The following is a 14,362-nucleotide window of genomic DNA, read 5'->3' as shown; positions in this document are numbered from 1 at the left end:
CGCAAGCGCTAGGCGCGGCTCTTCAGTTCCTCGGCCAGCACTCTCGTGTGGCCGATCGACGGGTCCTTGACGGCGGTCAGCAGGGTGAGCGTCCCGGCGCCGGAGGCGGTTTCCAGCAGGTCGCCGATCGCCTGCTCGCCCTCATCCGTGGCCAGCTCGGCGCGGTAGCGCTCGGCGAACTCGTCGAAGCGGTCCGGATCGTGCCCGTACCACTTGCGCAGCTCCGTACTGGGGGCGACCTCCTTGCGCCAGGCGTCCAGCGCGGCTTCCTCCTTGGCCAGACCGCGCGGCCAGACGCGGTCCACGAGGACGCGGGCGCCGTCCGTTGCGGGCTCGGGTTCTTCGTAGACGCGGCGCACCCGGATCTTCGGTTTCTTCTTGGCAGCCATGACGTCAGCGTGCGACCAAGGCCCACCCTCCGCATGTTGACGGCGTTCACATTGCCGGATAGCTTACGGCCATGGCTGACTATCCGAGTCTCGCGCGGCAGACGTGGCACCAGCTCGAACCCGTCTACGCGTCCGTCTACTTCTCCCCCGAGGTCGCCGCACAGACCAGTGCCCTCGGTTACGACACCACCGCGCGCTGGCCCTCCTATTTCGCCCTGCGGGCGGCTCCACTCGGAGCAGCGACGGCCCAGCTGGTGACGGCGACGTTCTACAGCTTCAGCCCGCACGCGGTCGCCGAGCACGTGCCCGGCATCTGGCGGACCGCCTCGCCCGGGGCGGTGCTGGAGGCGCGTACGCGGGGCGTGGACGCGACGCTGCGCGCCATGCTCGGTGACCGGATCGCGGACCCCGGCCTCGCCGAGGCGGCCGAGCTGGCCCGCACCGCCGCGGAGGCCGCCGATCTCGCCGGGCGCCCACTGGCTGCCGCCAACGCCGCGCTGGACTGGCCGGAAGAGCCGCATCTGATGCTGTGGCAGGCGGCGAACGTGCTCCGCGAACACCGCGGCGACGGCCATCTGGTGGCGTTGCAGGCCGCCGGACTGGACGGCTGCGAGGCGCTGGTGTCCTTCGCGGGGATCGGCGCGGCTCCGGTGGAGAACTTCGCCTCGCGCGGGTGGAGCGAGCAGGAGTGGGCGGCGGCCCGCGACCGGCTCATGGAGCGCGGCCTGGTCGACGCCGAGGGCTCCGCCACCGAGCGGGGCCGTGAGGTGCGGGACGAGGTGGAGCGGGTGACGGACGAGCTCGCCGCGGCGCCGTACCAGGCCCTCGGCGAGGACGGCTGCGCCCGGCTGGCGGAGCTCAACCGCCCGGCGTTCACCGCCGTGATCGAATCCGGGCTGCTGCCCGCCCGGTCCACGCTGGGCATCCTCACCGTGCGAGCACCCGGACCCCGGTAGGCCCCGGGACCGTCGGATCTTGCGTGCCCGGCATGGGTGGGCAAGCGCAGTAGGGGAGAGCGCCCCGTCAGGGGCGCGGGACTGGTCTTCTGTGCCTCTCGCGGGCGCTTCGCTTGCTTCGAGGCGTGCGCGCCAAGCCCCGGCCCACCCGCAGCCCGCAAGCGACGGGCTGGGGCACCCCGTTACCGGCTTACCGGAACAACAGAGGGGCGGACCAAGATCCGCGGGGCAAGCCCCAGCGGCTCAGGGGTCCCTGGGGACCACCGGCGGGTCACATCGCGAGACAGCCTTGCCAACCAGCCCCACCAGGGCGTTTTCTCTCCGGGTGCGAACCGAACACCAGAACACCTCGCCGGGCGCGCCCGATTCCGCGGAATCCCCGGGTGCCACAGCCGAACAGCGCGGGGCCCGCCGCGCGGTGACCCTCTTCCCCGTCCTCGTCCTCCTCGCCGGAGTGATCGGCCTGCTCACCCCGGGCACCTTCGAGGGCGGCGGTGAAGCGGTGCCCTATCTGCTGGGCGTGGTGATGTTCTGTATGGGCGTCACGATGACCCCGGAGGACTTCAAGGGCGTCGCGAAGCGGCCGTGGGCGGTGGCGCTGGGGCTGGTGGCGCACTACGTGATCATGCCGGGGCTGGGCTGGCTGGTCGCGCACGCGCTCGACCTGTCACCGGAGTTGGCTGCCGGGGTCATCCTCGTCGGCTGCGCGCCGAGCGGTACCGCGTCCAACGTGGTGACGTATCTGGCGCGGGGCGATGTGGCGCTCTCGGTCTCCGTAGCCACCGTGTCGACGGTCGTCGCCCCGCTGGTCACTCCCCCGCTGACGCTGCTGCTCGCGGGCGAGTACCTGCCCGTGGACGCGGGGTCGATGGTGACGGACATCCTCAAGACGGTGCTGCTGCCGGTGTTCGCCGGGCTGGTGATACGCCTGGTGGCGGCGCGGCTTGTGACACGGGCGCTGCCCGTGCTGCCGTGGCTCTCGGCGCTCACCATCGCGGTGATCGTGGCCGTGGTGGTCGCCGGGAGCGCGGACGCCATCAAGTCGGCCGCCGCGCTGGTGCTGTTGGCGGTCGTGCTGCACAACGGCCTCGGGCTCGCGCTGGGCTACGGTGCGGGGCGCCTGGCCAGGCTGGGCAAGCCGGCGAGCCGCGCCATGGCGTTCGAGGTCGGTATGCAGAACTCCGGCCTGGCGGCCTCCCTCGCAACCGCGCACTTCAGCCCTCTCGCCGCGCTGCCCGCCGCCGTCTTCTCGGTGTGGCACAACGTCTCGGGGGCAGTGGTCGCCGCGTGGATGACCTACCGCGACCGCGGCCCCACCGCCGCCCAGAAGGACGCCGGTGAGGCCCAGAACCCCTAGGGCTCCGCGGGGTTACGCCGCCGGGTCGATCCGGTAGACGTCGCCGCCCAGCGCCAGTGCGTAGATCTCCTTGTCGCCGCCCTCGGCGAACGAGACGACCTCACCTCCGTTGACGCCGAGGTTGGTCTCGCCGGTCACCTTGCCGTCCTTCATCTCCAGCGCCCGGATGTCGCCTTCGCAGTAGTCGCTGAAGAGGTATCTGCCCTGCAGCTGCGGGATGGCCTTGCCGCGGTAGACGTAGCCGCCGGTGACCGAACAGCGCGAGGAGCCGCGGTCGTACTCGAAGACCGGCGGCACGTGGTTCGCGGGTTCCTCGCCCGCGACCGGAAGCGTGCCCTCCATCCTGGCCCAGCCGTAGTTCTCGCCGCCCTTGCTGCTGCCTGGCGCCCAGTCGATCTCCTCGCGGCGGTTCTGGCCGACATCACCGATCAGCAGGTCTCCGTTCGCGGAGTCGAAGGAGAACCGCCACGGGTTGCGCAGCCCGTACGCCCAGATCTCGGGCCGCACGCCCGGCTTGCCGACGAACGGGTTGTCCTCGGGGACTGCGTACGGGTCGCCCTTGGCGGGGTCGATGCGCAGGATCTTGCCGAGGAACGTGTCGAGATTCTGGCCGTTGTCCTGCGGGTCGTTGGCGCTGCCGCCGTCGCCGAAGGCGACGTAGAGCATGCCGTCCGGGCCGAAGGCGATGTCGCCGCCGTTGTGGTTCGCGTACGGCTGCTCCTGGGTGAGGACCGTGCGGCGGCTGTCCTGCTGGACCTCGCCGTTCTCGACGGCGAACTCGTCGAGGCGGCTGTTGCCCTTCAGATCGGTGAACGAGATGTACAGATGCTCATGGCCGGGGTCGAAAGTGAGGCCCAGAAGGCCGCGTTCACCGTCGACGGTGGTCTCGTCCGTGATGTCGACGACGGGGTCGCCGAGCCCCTTCTCGTCCAGGACCCGTACGGTGCCGGGCCGTTCGGCGATCCACACCGTGCCGTCGGGACCCGCCGTTCCGGCGGTGGGGTTCTTGGCCTCGGCGACCTTCGTGAGGGCGACGTCTGCCTGTCGTGGTGCGGTCTTCTCCTCGGCGGACGCCGTGGATAACGCGAGTGAGGCGGCGAGCACGAGCGTGCCGAGAACCGCCGAGCGCTTGCGAACTTTCACCGTGATCCTCCTGGAGGCAGCGGTCAAGTCGTCACCCGGCTGCGGGGGGGCGCTTGTGCCAGCGTGCAACCTGGGTGGGGGGTGGTGCGCTACTGGCTCCCGTGAGAGTAATCGCCGGAAGGCGCACGCGGAATGGCGCGCCCCGAAGGGGCGCGGACAGCCCCTTCTGCGCCTCTCGCGGGCGCTTCGCTTGCTTCGAGGCGTGCGCGCCAAGCCACAAAGCACCCGCACCCGGCCAACCGCGAAGCCCCCACGGTGAGTTGCCGCCCCGCGACAAAGGCGAAGCCCTCACCGTTCCTTCTGCGCCAACGCCAGCAGATGATCGGCGAGGGCCTGCCCACCGTCCGGCGCACGGCTGATCAGCAGCAGCGTGTCGTCCCCCGCAATGGTGCCGATGATCTCGTGCACCCCCGCCTGATCGATGGCCGAGGCCAGAAACTGCGCCGCCCCCGGAGGGGTCCGCAGCACGACGAGATTGGCGGACGCCTCGGCGGAGATGAGGAGTTCACCGGCGAGCCGCGCCATCCGCGCCTCGGTGGCGGACTCGCCCAGCGGAGCCCGCGGGGTGGGGTCGCCCCCCTCCGCGGGGACCGCGTAGATCAGCTCCCCCCCGGTGTTGCGGATCTTGACGGCGCCCAGCTCGTCGAGGTCCCGGGAGAGGGTGGCCTGGGTGACCGTGAGCCCGTCGTCGGCCAGAAGCTTGGCCAGCTGGCTCTGCGAGCGGACCGGCTGCCTGCCCAGAATGTCGACGATACGGCGATGGCGGGCCGTCCGCGTCTGCGGGACGGCCTGTCCCCCGTGCTGCTCCTCGGTCATCGTGCGCGTACCCCTCTGGTCATCTGCTTGCGATCATCGCTGTCTGCCGGCTGCGGCATCGGCCACCGCGTCGGCCGCTGCCGCGTCGAGGACGGCAGGCAGCGCCCCGACGAGCGCGTCCACCTCGGCCTCGCCGACGATCAGCGGCGGAGCGAGCCGGACGACGTCCGGGGCGACCGCGTTCACCAGGAATCCCGCGTCCTGCGCCGCCTGCTGCGCGCGCGGCGCGACCGGCTCGCAGAGCACGATACCCAGCAGCAGCCCCGCACCACGGACCTGCGCGACGAGCGGGTGGCCGAGGGACTGGATACCCTCGCGCAGCCGGGCGCCGACGCGCTTGACGTGGTCGAGCAGCCCGTCGGCCGCGATGGTCTCCAGCACCGCGAGACCTGCGGCGCAGGCGACCGGGTTGCCGCCGAAGGTGGAGCCGTGCTGGCCCGGCTCCAGCAGCTCGGCCGCGGCGCCGAACGCGAGCGTGGCGCCCAACGGCAGCCCGCCGCCCAGCCCCTTGGCGAGCGTGATGACATCGGGCTCGACGCCCTGGGCCTGGCACTCGAACCAGTGCCCCGTACGGCCGACGCCGGTCTGGATCTCGTCCAGCACCAGCAGCGTTCCGGTGGCGGCGGTGATCTCGCGGGCCGCGGCAAGATAGCCCTCGGGCGGTACGACGACGCCGTTCTCGCCCTGGATCGGTTCGACGATCACCAGCGCGGTCTCCTCGGTGACCGCCGCGCGCAGCGCCTCGGCGTCGCCGTACGGGACGTGCGTGACGTCGCCCGGCAGCGGGTGGAACGGCTCCTGCTTGGCCGGCTGACCGGTCAGCGCGAGGGCGCCCATGGTGCGGCCGTGGAAACCGCCCTGGGTGGCGACCATGTGGGTACGCCCGGTGCGCCGCCCGATCTTGAAGACGGCTTCGACGGCCTCCGCACCGGAGTTGGCGAAGTACACCTTCCCGGGGCGGCCCGCCACCTCCAGCAGCTTCTCGGCGAGCGCGACGGGCGGCTCGGCGATGAAGAGGTTGGAGACATGGCCGAGGGTGGCGATCTGGTCGGAGACGGCGCGCACCACGGCCGGGTGCGCGGTGCCCAGCGCGTTGACGGCGATACCGCCGACGAAGTCGGTGTACTGCTTGCCCTCCGCGTCCCACAGCAGGCTGCCCTCGCCGTGGGTGAGGGGGATGCGCGGGGTGCCGTAGTTGTTCATCAGCACGCCCTGCCACCGTCCGGTGAGGGCGGAGTTGTCGTGCGTGACGGTCATGCGTGGCCCTCCGCGTTGTGCGATGTGTTCCGGCGTGTTTCGCGTGGCTCGGGGGCGGCGTCGGGGACGACCATCGTGCCGATGCCCTCGTCCGTGAAGATCTCCAGCAGGATGGAGTGCGGCACCCGCCCGTCCAGTACGCGGGCCGTGTGCACCCCGTTGCGTACGGCGTGCAGGCAGCCCTCCATCTTGGGGACCATCCCGCTCGCCAGCTCGGGCAGCAGCTTCTCCAGCTCCGCGGCGGTCAGTTCGCTGATCACGTCGTCGCTGTTCGGCCAGTCCGCGTACAGGCCCTCCACGTCGGTGAGGACCATCAGCGTCTCGGCACCCAGCGAGGCGGCGAGGGCTGCGGCTGCGGTGTCGGCGTTGACGTTGTAAACATGATCGTCGTCGGCGCTGCGGGCGATGGAGGAGATGACCGGGATCCGGCCGTCGTCCAGCAGCGCCTCTATCGCACCGGTCTCGACGGAGCTGATCCGGCCCACCCGGCCTAGGTCGACGGCCTCCCCGTCCACCTCGGCCAAGTGCTTGGTGGCCGCCATGATGTGGGCGTCCTCGCCGGTCATGCCGACGGCGAGCGGACCGTGCTGGTTGAGGAGATTGACCAGCTCACGCTGCACCTGGCCCGCCAGCACCATCCGTACGACGTCCATCGTCTCGGGCGTGGTCACCCGCAGTCCGGCGCGGAACTCGGACTCCAGGCCCAGCCGGTCCAGCTGCTTGCTGATCTGCGGGCCGCCGCCGTGCACCACGACGGGGCGCAGCCCGGCGTGCCGCAGAAAGACCACGTCCTGGGCGAAGGCCGCCTTCAGCTCCTCGTCCACCATCGCGTTCCCGCCGAACTTGATGACGACGGTCTTGCCGTGATGCCGGGTCAGCCAGGGCAGCGCCTCGATGAGGATCTGCGCCTTGGGCAGTGCGGTGTGTTTGCGGGCGCTGCTCGGCTGTCGAATGCTCATGAGGAGTACGCGCTGTTCTCGTGGACGTAGTCGGCCGTCAGGTCGTTGGACCAGATGACGGCGGACGCGGAGCCGGCGTTGAGGTCGGCGGTGATGCGGACCTCGCGGAACCGCATGTCGACCTTGTCGCGGTCCTCGCCGACGGAGCCGCCGCGGCAGACCTCTACGCCGTTGATGGCCACGTCCAGCTGGTCGGGGTCGAACGTCGCGTCCGTGGTGCCGATGGCGGCCAGCACCCGGCCCCAGTTGGGGTCCTCGCCGTGGATGGCGCACTTGAGGAGGTTGTTGCGGGCGATGGTGCGGCCCACCGTGACGGCCTCGTCCTCGCTGGCCGCGCCCACCACCTCGATCCGGATGTCCTTGGAAGCGCCCTCCGCGTCCCGGATGAGCTGCTGTCCCAGGTCGGCGCAGACCGCGTGGACCGCCTCGGCGAACTCGGCCTGCTCCGGGCGCACTCCACTCGCGCCGGAGGCGAGCAGCAGCACCGTGTCGTTGGTGGACATGGCGCCGTCCGAGTCGATGCGGTCGAAGGTGGTGCGGGTGGCGGCGCGCAGCGCGCCGTCCAGCTCGTCAGCGGCCAGGTCGGCGTCGGTGGTCAGGACGACGAGCATGGTGGCCAGGCCCGGGGCGAGCATGCCCGCGCCCTTGGCCATACCGCCGACGGTCCAGCCCGCGGGGCTGGTGACGACGGCCGTCTTGTGCACGGTGTCGGTCGTCTTGATGGCGAGGGCTGCCTTCTCGCCGCCGTGCTCGGACAGCGCGGCGGCTGCCGTCTCGACGCCGGGCAGCAGCTTGTCCATCGGCAGCCGCAGCCCGATCAGCCCCGTGGAGGCGACCGCGACCTCCGCCGCGCTGTGTTCGGTGCCGGTGGCTGCCGTCAGCGCCTCGGCCGCCTTCTCCGCGGTCGCGTGGGTGTCCTGGAAGCCGGGAGCGCCCGTACAGGCGTTGGCGCCGCCGGAGTTGAGCACCACCGCCGAGACCCGGCCGCCCTTGAGGACCTGCTCGGACCAGAGCACCGGCGCCGCCTTGACGCGGTTGGCGGTGAAGACCCCGGCCGCCTCGACACGCGGCCCGTTGTTGACGACGAGTGCGAGGTCGGGGGCCCCGCTCTCCTTGAGTCCGGCTGCGATGCCCGCCGCCGTGAACCCGCCGGCCGCTGTGACGCTCATGGTGCGACTCCGATCGTGGAAAGTCCCAGTCCCTCGTCCAGGCCGAGGGCGATGTTCATGCTCTGCACGGCACCGCCCGCGGTGCCCTTGGTGAGGTTGTCGACGGCGCTGACGACGATGATCCGGTCCGCTTCCGGGTCGTACGCGACCTGGAGGTGCACGGAGTTGGAGCCCTGCACGGCGGCCGTCGCGGGCCACCGGCCCTCCGGGAGCAGGGTGACGAACGGCTCGTCCTGGTACGCCTTCTCATAGGCGGCCCGCAGCTGCTCGGCGGTGGTGCCGGGGGTGGCCTTGGCGCTGCACGTGGCGAGGATGCCGCGGGACATGGGGGCGAGGGTCGGGGTGAAGGAGACGCTGACGCGCTGTCCTGCGGCGGCCGAGAGATTCTGGATCATCTCGGGGGTGTGCCGGTGCGTACCACCGACCCCGTACGGGCTCATCGAGCCCATGACCTCGCTGCCCAGCAGGTGCGGCTTGAGGGCCTTGCCGGCGCCGGAGGTGCCGGTCGCGGCGACGATCACGGCGTCGGGCTCGGCGAGGCCGTGCGCGTAGGCGGGCACCAGCGCGAGGGAGACGGCCGTGGGGAAGCAGCCGGGCACCGCGATCCGCTTCGTCCCGCGCAGCGCCTCGCGGGCGCCGGGCAGCTCGGGGAGTCCGTAGGGCCAGGTGCCGGCGTGCGGGGTGCCGTAGAACCGCTCCCAGTCGGCCGCGTCGGTCAGCCGGAAGTCGGCGCCGCAGTCCACGACCAGCACTGCGTCGCCCAGCTGCTCGGCGACGGCCGCCGACTGCCCGTGCGGAAGGGCGAGGAAGACCACGTCGTGACCACGCAGGACCTCCGCCGTGGTCTCCTCCAGCACCCGGTCCGCGTACGGCACCAGATGCGGCTGGAGCGCCCCGAAGCGCTGCCCGGCGTTGCTGTTCCCGGTCAGCGCCCCGACCTCGACCTGCGGATGCCCGGCGAGCAGGCGCAGCACCTCACCCCCCGCGTAACCGCTCGCTCCCGCCACTGCAGTGCGCACTGCCATGAAACCTCCTCCTCAGGAGCATGACTATACGCTGGGCAGCAGTTTTATGCAAAGAATCATGTGATCAACCGTCCGAGACCGTTGTGACGTAGCGCTTCGGTTGGTGAGCTGAGTGTTGTGGTCGGCGAGCGAGGTGATCTCGCCCCGGCACGCAAGCGGCTCCGCGTCAGGACAGGGCGAGGACGCAGAACTCGTGACCCTCCGGGTCGGCCGGACACGTCCACGGCACCTCGCCCTGGCCCACGTGGGCGGGCGTCGCACCGAGAGCCTTGAGGCGCGCGACCAACTCCGTCTGATGGGCCGCTGCCCCTCACCGCGTGCGCAGTAGTGCCGGCGACGCTGCTGCCCCGCGTACGGCCACCGGCCGACGGTAGCGTTTCGGCATGACGTCAGTGCCGCCCCGGTTCCCGCCGTATCCGATACGCGGCGTGCACGTGCTGCACCAGAAGCAGAACTGCGCCCCGCACTTCGCGGAGATCACCGTGGACTTCGAACCCTCACCGGCCGAGGGCTTCGTCTTCGAAACGGCCGAAGGGCTGACGGTGGAGTACGAACCCGCCGCGGATCTGCCGCGGTTCTTCGCGGCGGCAGCCGCGGGGATCGAGGAGCAGCTGAGCCTGCCCGAGCACGGCGTCGTTCCGGCAACCCGGGCGGTGCTGCGGCAGGCCCGCGCCCACCGGTTCGGCTCCCATGAGCGGGCGTTCAAAGTCGCGGGGTACCTTGCAGCGCGCGAGGCTCTGGCGCGTACGGAGCCGCGTCGCTGATGCCGCGGTGTTGAGCGTGGCCCTCCCTGCGCGTGCCTCAGCGTCGCCCGTCGGCCAGTACCGCGTCCAGGAGCCCCGGAAAGCGGGCGTCGAGAGCGTCGCGGCGCAACGACATCAGGCGGGCCTTCCCCATCCGGCGGGTACGGGTGAGGCCCGCTTCCCGAAGGATCCGCCAGTGGTTGGAGAGCGTCGAGCGCGGCACCTGGAGCCACTCGGGGCTGCACGGGCTCTCGCCGCTCTCCGCCATGTCGCGTACGAGAGCCAGCCGCACCGGATCGCCCAAGGCGTGGAGCACCACGGACATCTCCAGATCCGCCGCCTCTTCGCGTGAGGGCTGCGTCACCACCCCTCCCCTCCTCCTCATCGCCAGGTCCGACCCGTAGTATGCCGCTCAGTTCAACGTTTCGGGAAAATCGAAATGATCAAGGAGACAGTCATGCCCGCAGCCCGCACCACCCTCGCCCGCGTCTACGTCGACGACCTGGACACCGCGCTACCGACCTTTGTCGACCTCACCGGCGAACAGCCCAGGCAGCGCTTCAGCTACCGGGGTCTCGAACTCGCGACCATCGGCGGATTTCTCCTGCTGGCCGGTACGACGGAGGCGCTTGCCCCCTACCGCGGCACCCACGCCACCGTGCTGGTCGACTCCCTCGACGAGGCCCTGCAGATCACCGAGCAGCACAGCGGCAAGATCCTCGACGGCCCCAACATGGTGCCCACCGGCCGGAACCTGACCGTCCGGCACCAGGGCGGCTCGACCATCGAGTACGTGGAGTTCAGCGCCTCGCAACCGGGGGCCTGAGCCGGGCCGGGCCACGGCCGGCCGACAAGGGAAAACCTGTCGCCATGCCCTCGCAGGGCCGTGATACTCGCCCGCATGCTGGATTTCTCCGACTTCGACACGCGTGGCTACCGCACCGTGGACGTGGCCACCGGGTACGGCCAGTGGGTCAGCACCTACGAGGACACCGTCGAGGACGTGATGGACCTCGCACTGCTGGACGAGCTGACCGTGCCCGAGTGGCGCGGGGTGCGGCGCGCGGCCGACCTGGGGTGCGGCACCGGGCGGACCGGCAGTTGGCTGCGGCGGCAGGGCGTGACCGGCACGCTCGACGGGGTGGACCTCACTCCCGAAATGCTGCGGCTGGCCCGCGCCAAGGGCGTCCACGACCGGCTCCGGGAGGGCGACGTACGCGCCACCGGGCTGGAGTCGGGCGCCTACGACCTGGTGATCTCCTCGCTCATGGACGAGCATCTGCCCGATCTGCGGCCGTTCTACCAGGAGGCATGGCGACTGGCGGCGCCGGGCGCCCACTGCGTCGTCGTCGCCTTCCACCCACACTTCATCATGGCCTCCGGCATGCCGACCCACTTCACCGACGCCTCCGGCGAGCACGTAGCCATCAGCACCCACGTCCACCTGCTCAGCGACCATGTGACAGCGGGGCTGGGCGCCGGATGGCGGCTCGCCGAGATGCGGGAGGGCGTCATCGACGAGCGCTGGCTGGAGCGCAAGCCGAAGTGGGAGAAGTACCGTCACCACCCGATCTCGGCCGCGCTGGTGTGGCACCGGGAGGCGGACTGAGCGTACGGGGCGACTTGAGCGTACGGGGGGCGGCTCGAGCGTACGAGGTGCGGCGGCGGGTTTGCGTTGGAGCGCACTCCAGCACCTAGCGTCGACGACAGATCGCACCGACCTGCGCCAGGGCCCCGAACCCCGGCGCCCCGGCACTGGAGGTACCACCATGACCGCCCTTCCCACCCGTCATCTGGGAGATCTCGCCGTCTCCGCGCAGGGCCTCGGCTGCATGGGGATGAGCCACGGCTACGGCTCCTCCGACGACGAGACCTCCGTCGCCACCATCCACCGGGCTCTCGATCTGGGCGTGAACCTTCTGGACACCTCCGACTTCTACGGTGCGGGCGCCAACGAGGAGCTGCTCGGCCGGGCCCTCGCCGACCGCCGCGACAAGGTGGTGCTGGCGACGAAGTTCGGCTTCGCCAACAAGCTGGGCGAGCCCACCGTCATCCGGGGCGACGCCGCATACGTACGCCAGGCGTGCGAGGCGTCGCTGCGGCGGCTGGGCACCGACCACATCGACCTCTACTACCAGCACCGCGTCGACCCCGAGGTGCCGATCGAGGAGACCGTGGGGGCGATGGCCGAGCTGGTGACCGAGGGCAAGGTCCGCCACCTGGGGCTGTCCGAGGCGGGCGCGGAGACCATCCGGCGGGCCCACGCGGTGCACCCGATCAGCGCGTTGCAGAGCGAGTGGTCGCTGTGGACGCGTGACCTGGAGGACGAGATCGCCCCGCTCTGCCGCGAACTGGGCATCGGGGTGGTGCCGTTCTCGCCGCTGGGCCGCGGCTTCCTGACGGGCCGTTACACGTCGGTCGACGCCATGGAGGAGGGCGACGCCCGGCGCAGCATGCCGCGCTTCGCCGGGGACAACTTCGACCGGAACCTGGCGATCGTCGAGCGGCTGAACCAGCTCGCCGAGCAGCGCGGGGTCACGGCGGGGCAGCTCGCCCTGGCGTGGGTGCAGCACCGCGGTGACAACGTGGTGCCGATCCCCGGCACCCGGCGGCAGAAGTACCTGGAGGAGAACGTGGCCGCGCTCTCGGTCTCCCTCACCGCCGCGGAACTGGCCGACATCGAGGCGGCGGCACCCCGCGACCGGATCGCCGGGGCCCGCTACGACGACGGCTCCCTGGCCTTCGTCAACCGCTGAGCGCAACCGCTGAGCGCAACTGCTGATCGAACCGCCCATCAGCAACCGCCGAGCAGCCACTGTCAGTTCCCCCGCCCATACTCGTCTCCATGGCTGAGAGCGTGGAAAAGAGCGAGGGCGCCCAGAAGGAGTTCGGCGCGCTGCTGAGCGAGCTGGCGTTGGACGAGGCGGCGTGCATCACCGCCGTACATGGTGCTGATGTCGCCGAGGTGATCCGGCTGTTCGGCGGCGACCCGGAACGGGCCGTGCAGCGGGTGCTGGGAGAGGATCTCCTGGAAGAACTGTTCGATGGCACCGACCGCGAAACGTCCCCGATCGCGGTCGCCCAGGCCGGGCCCGCCGTGGTGGTCGTCGAGTACAACGGCTTCCAGGGCTCGCGCGAGGAGGTGCTGCGCCCCCTCTCCCGCCTCGGCGGCCGGGCGGCGAGCGCCTACTGGAACGACGACGCGCTCTCCAAGCTCGCCCTCGCCGAGGACGGACTGGTGCTCTCCGCCTTCGAGATGCTGTTCCCGGAGGACCGCCATGGCGCGGCTCCCGAAGCGTGGGACGCGTATCTGGACGGGCTCTCCTTCGGTACGGGCAGCGACTGGCATGCCGCCGGAGCGTCCGCCGTCGCGCGTGCCACGGGCGCCCGGCTGGACGAGGAATGGGCATCCGCCCCGCAGTTGTACGCGGAGATCGTGGAAGTGCCCTCCGCCGTGCTGCCGCAGGGCCTGGAGGACTCACCACTGCTGGCCGAGGAACCCTTCCGGTCCTTCTCCGCCGACCTCGGGCCGGGCGCCGTACCGGAGATGGAGCGCTACGGCGTGGAGCTGGCCGCCCGGCACCACGGCCTGGCCGACGACGCGCTGTGCACGCTCGCGCTGGCCGTCCTGGACGGCTGCGGTCCACCCGAGGGCCGCAGCGGACTGCGGGCCGATCTCGCGGCCCGGGCTGCGGCCGGCGAGGGCGCGGCCGGCCGCGGTGCGGGATACGGCGGTCCGGCAGCGCGCCGGGCGGCGGTATGGCAGACGCTCGGCGATCTGCTCGCCCGCGAGGACGGCGCTCCGGTCGCCGGGCCCCCACCGATGTTCCACCTCTCCCGCGCCATGACCGACGACCGCCGAAGCCCCGAGGCAGACCGCTTCTGGCTGCTCCACGCCCTCCACAGAGCGGCGTGCGAGGGCTGAAGTCGGCGATCAGTACCGGGGGTTGGGCCGGATCACGACAGGTCCAGATGCCAGTCGCCCGCCTTCCCGGTGAGTGTGACGGTGGCGAGGGGGTGGGTCTCCAGCTGCCAGTAGGCGTGCGGTGGGGCTTTGAGGGCGTAGCAGAGCGCTGCTCGTAATACGGAGGGCTCGGTGACGGCCACCGCCCACTCGCCGGCGCCCACCGGCCGGGTGTCCAGCCAGCCGCCGATCCGGCGGATGAAGGCCAGCAGGGACTCGCCCCCGTGCGGGGCCGAGCACGGGTCGGTGAGCCACTGCTGGACGGCGTCCGGTTCGCGCGCCGCCACCTCGCCGAGGGTGGCGCCGCGCCAGCGGCCCATGTTCCAGTCGAGCAGGGCCGGCTGGGCGAGCGGGGTGAGCCCGAGCACGGCGCCTGTCTCGCGGCAGCGGGCCGACGGCGAGCAGTAGCGCAGCTCGGCAGCCGCCAGGTAGGAGAAGTCGGGGGCCCGCCGGACGGCCTCCTCCCACCCGGTGGCGTCCAGCGACCGGTCCTCGCCGAAGCGGACGACCGCCAACGAGGAGCTGCGGCCCGCGGCGAGCAGCGTCATACGCACGTGCATGCGGTGAGGGTAGAGCGGTACGGC

The 14,362-nt window shown here is 71.5% G+C and carries 16 protein-coding genes and 1 pseudogene; 7 read left to right on the top strand and 10 right to left on the bottom strand.

Annotation, left to right across the window (positions count from 1 at the left end; all coding sequences use genetic code 11):
- Positions 1 to 8: 8 nt before the first annotated feature.
- Positions 9 to 389, bottom strand: a complete 381-nt coding sequence (locus ACTWQF_RS11910) for a DUF488 domain-containing protein (protein WP_443279244.1) — start codon at positions 387 to 389, stop codon at positions 9 to 11.
- Positions 390 to 460: 71 nt separating this feature from the next.
- Here ACTWQF_RS11910 and ACTWQF_RS11905 point away from each other — a divergent pair, with 71 nt between their 5' ends.
- Together ACTWQF_RS11905 and ACTWQF_RS11900 are read left to right on the top strand one after the other, a co-directional pair.
- Positions 461 to 1,345: an SCO6745 family protein gene (locus ACTWQF_RS11905; protein WP_443279242.1), complete on the top strand. Its 885-nt coding sequence runs from the start codon at positions 461 to 463 to the stop codon at positions 1,343 to 1,345.
- A 325-nt stretch (positions 1,346 to 1,670) separates the two neighbouring features.
- A complete protein-coding gene (locus ACTWQF_RS11900) occupies positions 1,671 to 2,702 on the top strand; it encodes a bile acid:sodium symporter family protein (RefSeq protein WP_443279240.1) in 1,032 nt (343 codons plus the stop codon).
- Between the two features lie 12 nt (positions 2,703 to 2,714).
- Here ACTWQF_RS11900 and ACTWQF_RS11895 read toward each other — a convergent pair whose 3' ends face one another.
- The 7 genes and pseudogenes from ACTWQF_RS11895 to ACTWQF_RS11865 form a co-directional block, all read right to left on the bottom strand.
- Positions 2,715 to 3,845, bottom strand: a complete 1,131-nt coding sequence (locus tag ACTWQF_RS11895) for a PQQ-dependent sugar dehydrogenase (protein WP_443279238.1) — start codon at positions 3,843 to 3,845, stop codon at positions 2,715 to 2,717.
- Between the two features lie 288 nt (positions 3,846 to 4,133).
- Positions 4,134 to 4,661: an arginine repressor gene (locus ACTWQF_RS11890; RefSeq protein ID WP_443248754.1), complete on the bottom strand. Its 528-nt coding sequence runs from the start codon at positions 4,659 to 4,661 to the stop codon at positions 4,134 to 4,136.
- Between the two features lie 33 nt (positions 4,662 to 4,694).
- Positions 4,695 to 5,918 (bottom strand): acetylornithine transaminase, encoded by a 1,224-nt coding sequence (locus ACTWQF_RS11885; protein WP_443279236.1) that lies wholly within the window; start codon positions 5,916 to 5,918, stop codon positions 4,695 to 4,697.
- The gene (gene argB, locus ACTWQF_RS11880; RefSeq protein ID WP_443279235.1) at positions 5,915 to 6,877 is read right to left on the bottom strand and encodes an acetylglutamate kinase; all 963 of its coding nucleotides are present in this window, start codon (positions 6,875 to 6,877) and stop codon (positions 5,915 to 5,917) included. The genes ACTWQF_RS11885 and argB overlap by 4 nt, the downstream gene beginning before the upstream one ends.
- Positions 6,874 to 8,046 (bottom strand): bifunctional glutamate N-acetyltransferase/amino-acid acetyltransferase ArgJ, encoded by a 1,173-nt coding sequence (argJ, locus tag ACTWQF_RS11875; RefSeq protein ID WP_443279233.1) that lies wholly within the window; start codon positions 8,044 to 8,046, stop codon positions 6,874 to 6,876. The genes argB and argJ overlap by 4 nt, the downstream gene beginning before the upstream one ends.
- The gene (argC, locus tag ACTWQF_RS11870) at positions 8,043 to 9,071 is read right to left on the bottom strand and encodes an N-acetyl-gamma-glutamyl-phosphate reductase (RefSeq protein WP_443279231.1); all 1,029 of its coding nucleotides are present in this window, start codon (positions 9,069 to 9,071) and stop codon (positions 8,043 to 8,045) included. Before argC ends, argJ begins: the two co-directional genes overlap by 4 nt.
- A gap of 178 nt (positions 9,072 to 9,249) precedes the next feature.
- Positions 9,250 to 9,378: pseudogene (locus ACTWQF_RS11865) on the bottom strand (VOC family protein); the annotation flags it as partial.
- A 76-nt stretch (positions 9,379 to 9,454) separates the two neighbouring features.
- Between ACTWQF_RS11865 and ACTWQF_RS11860 the strand changes: the two are divergent.
- Positions 9,455 to 9,835 (top strand): hypothetical protein, encoded by a 381-nt coding sequence (locus tag ACTWQF_RS11860; protein WP_443279230.1) that lies wholly within the window; start codon positions 9,455 to 9,457, stop codon positions 9,833 to 9,835.
- Positions 9,836 to 9,872: 37 nt separating this feature from the next.
- Here ACTWQF_RS11860 and ACTWQF_RS11855 read toward each other — a convergent pair whose 3' ends face one another.
- Complete coding sequence (locus tag ACTWQF_RS11855) at positions 9,873 to 10,178, bottom strand: ArsR/SmtB family transcription factor (protein WP_443279228.1); 306 nt, start codon at positions 10,176 to 10,178, stop codon at positions 9,873 to 9,875.
- 93 nt (positions 10,179 to 10,271) lie between these two features.
- On the opposite strand from ACTWQF_RS11855, the gene ACTWQF_RS11850 reads away from it, so the two are divergent.
- The 4 genes from ACTWQF_RS11850 to ACTWQF_RS11835 all read left to right on the top strand — a co-directional run bounded on the left by ACTWQF_RS11850 (position 10,272) and on the right by ACTWQF_RS11835 (position 13,739).
- Positions 10,272 to 10,640, top strand: coding sequence for a VOC family protein (locus tag ACTWQF_RS11850; RefSeq protein WP_443279226.1), 369 nt, complete (start codon positions 10,272 to 10,274; stop codon positions 10,638 to 10,640).
- A 75-nt stretch (positions 10,641 to 10,715) separates the two neighbouring features.
- The gene (locus ACTWQF_RS11845) at positions 10,716 to 11,423 is read left to right on the top strand and encodes a class I SAM-dependent DNA methyltransferase (protein ID WP_443279224.1); all 708 of its coding nucleotides are present in this window, start codon (positions 10,716 to 10,718) and stop codon (positions 11,421 to 11,423) included.
- A gap of 160 nt (positions 11,424 to 11,583) precedes the next feature.
- On the top strand, positions 11,584 to 12,570 hold the full coding sequence (locus tag ACTWQF_RS11840; RefSeq protein ID WP_443279223.1) for an aldo/keto reductase: 987 nt from the start codon (positions 11,584 to 11,586) through the stop codon (positions 12,568 to 12,570).
- 89 nt (positions 12,571 to 12,659) lie between these two features.
- Positions 12,660 to 13,739: a DUF6461 domain-containing protein gene (locus ACTWQF_RS11835; RefSeq protein ID WP_443279221.1), complete on the top strand. Its 1,080-nt coding sequence runs from the start codon at positions 12,660 to 12,662 to the stop codon at positions 13,737 to 13,739.
- 32 nt (positions 13,740 to 13,771) lie between these two features.
- Here the strand turns inward: ACTWQF_RS11835 and ACTWQF_RS11830 are convergent, their stop codons facing one another.
- Complete coding sequence (locus ACTWQF_RS11830) at positions 13,772 to 14,338, bottom strand: histidine phosphatase family protein (RefSeq protein WP_443248743.1); 567 nt, start codon at positions 14,336 to 14,338, stop codon at positions 13,772 to 13,774.
- Between the last annotated feature and the right edge of the window lie 24 nt (positions 14,339 to 14,362).

It is taken from the genome of Streptomyces sp. 8N114, from assembly GCF_052245835.1.
Lineage (GTDB): Bacteria > Actinomycetota > Actinomycetes > Streptomycetales > Streptomycetaceae > Streptomyces.
This window is presented reverse-complemented; position numbering and strand designations above follow the sequence as displayed.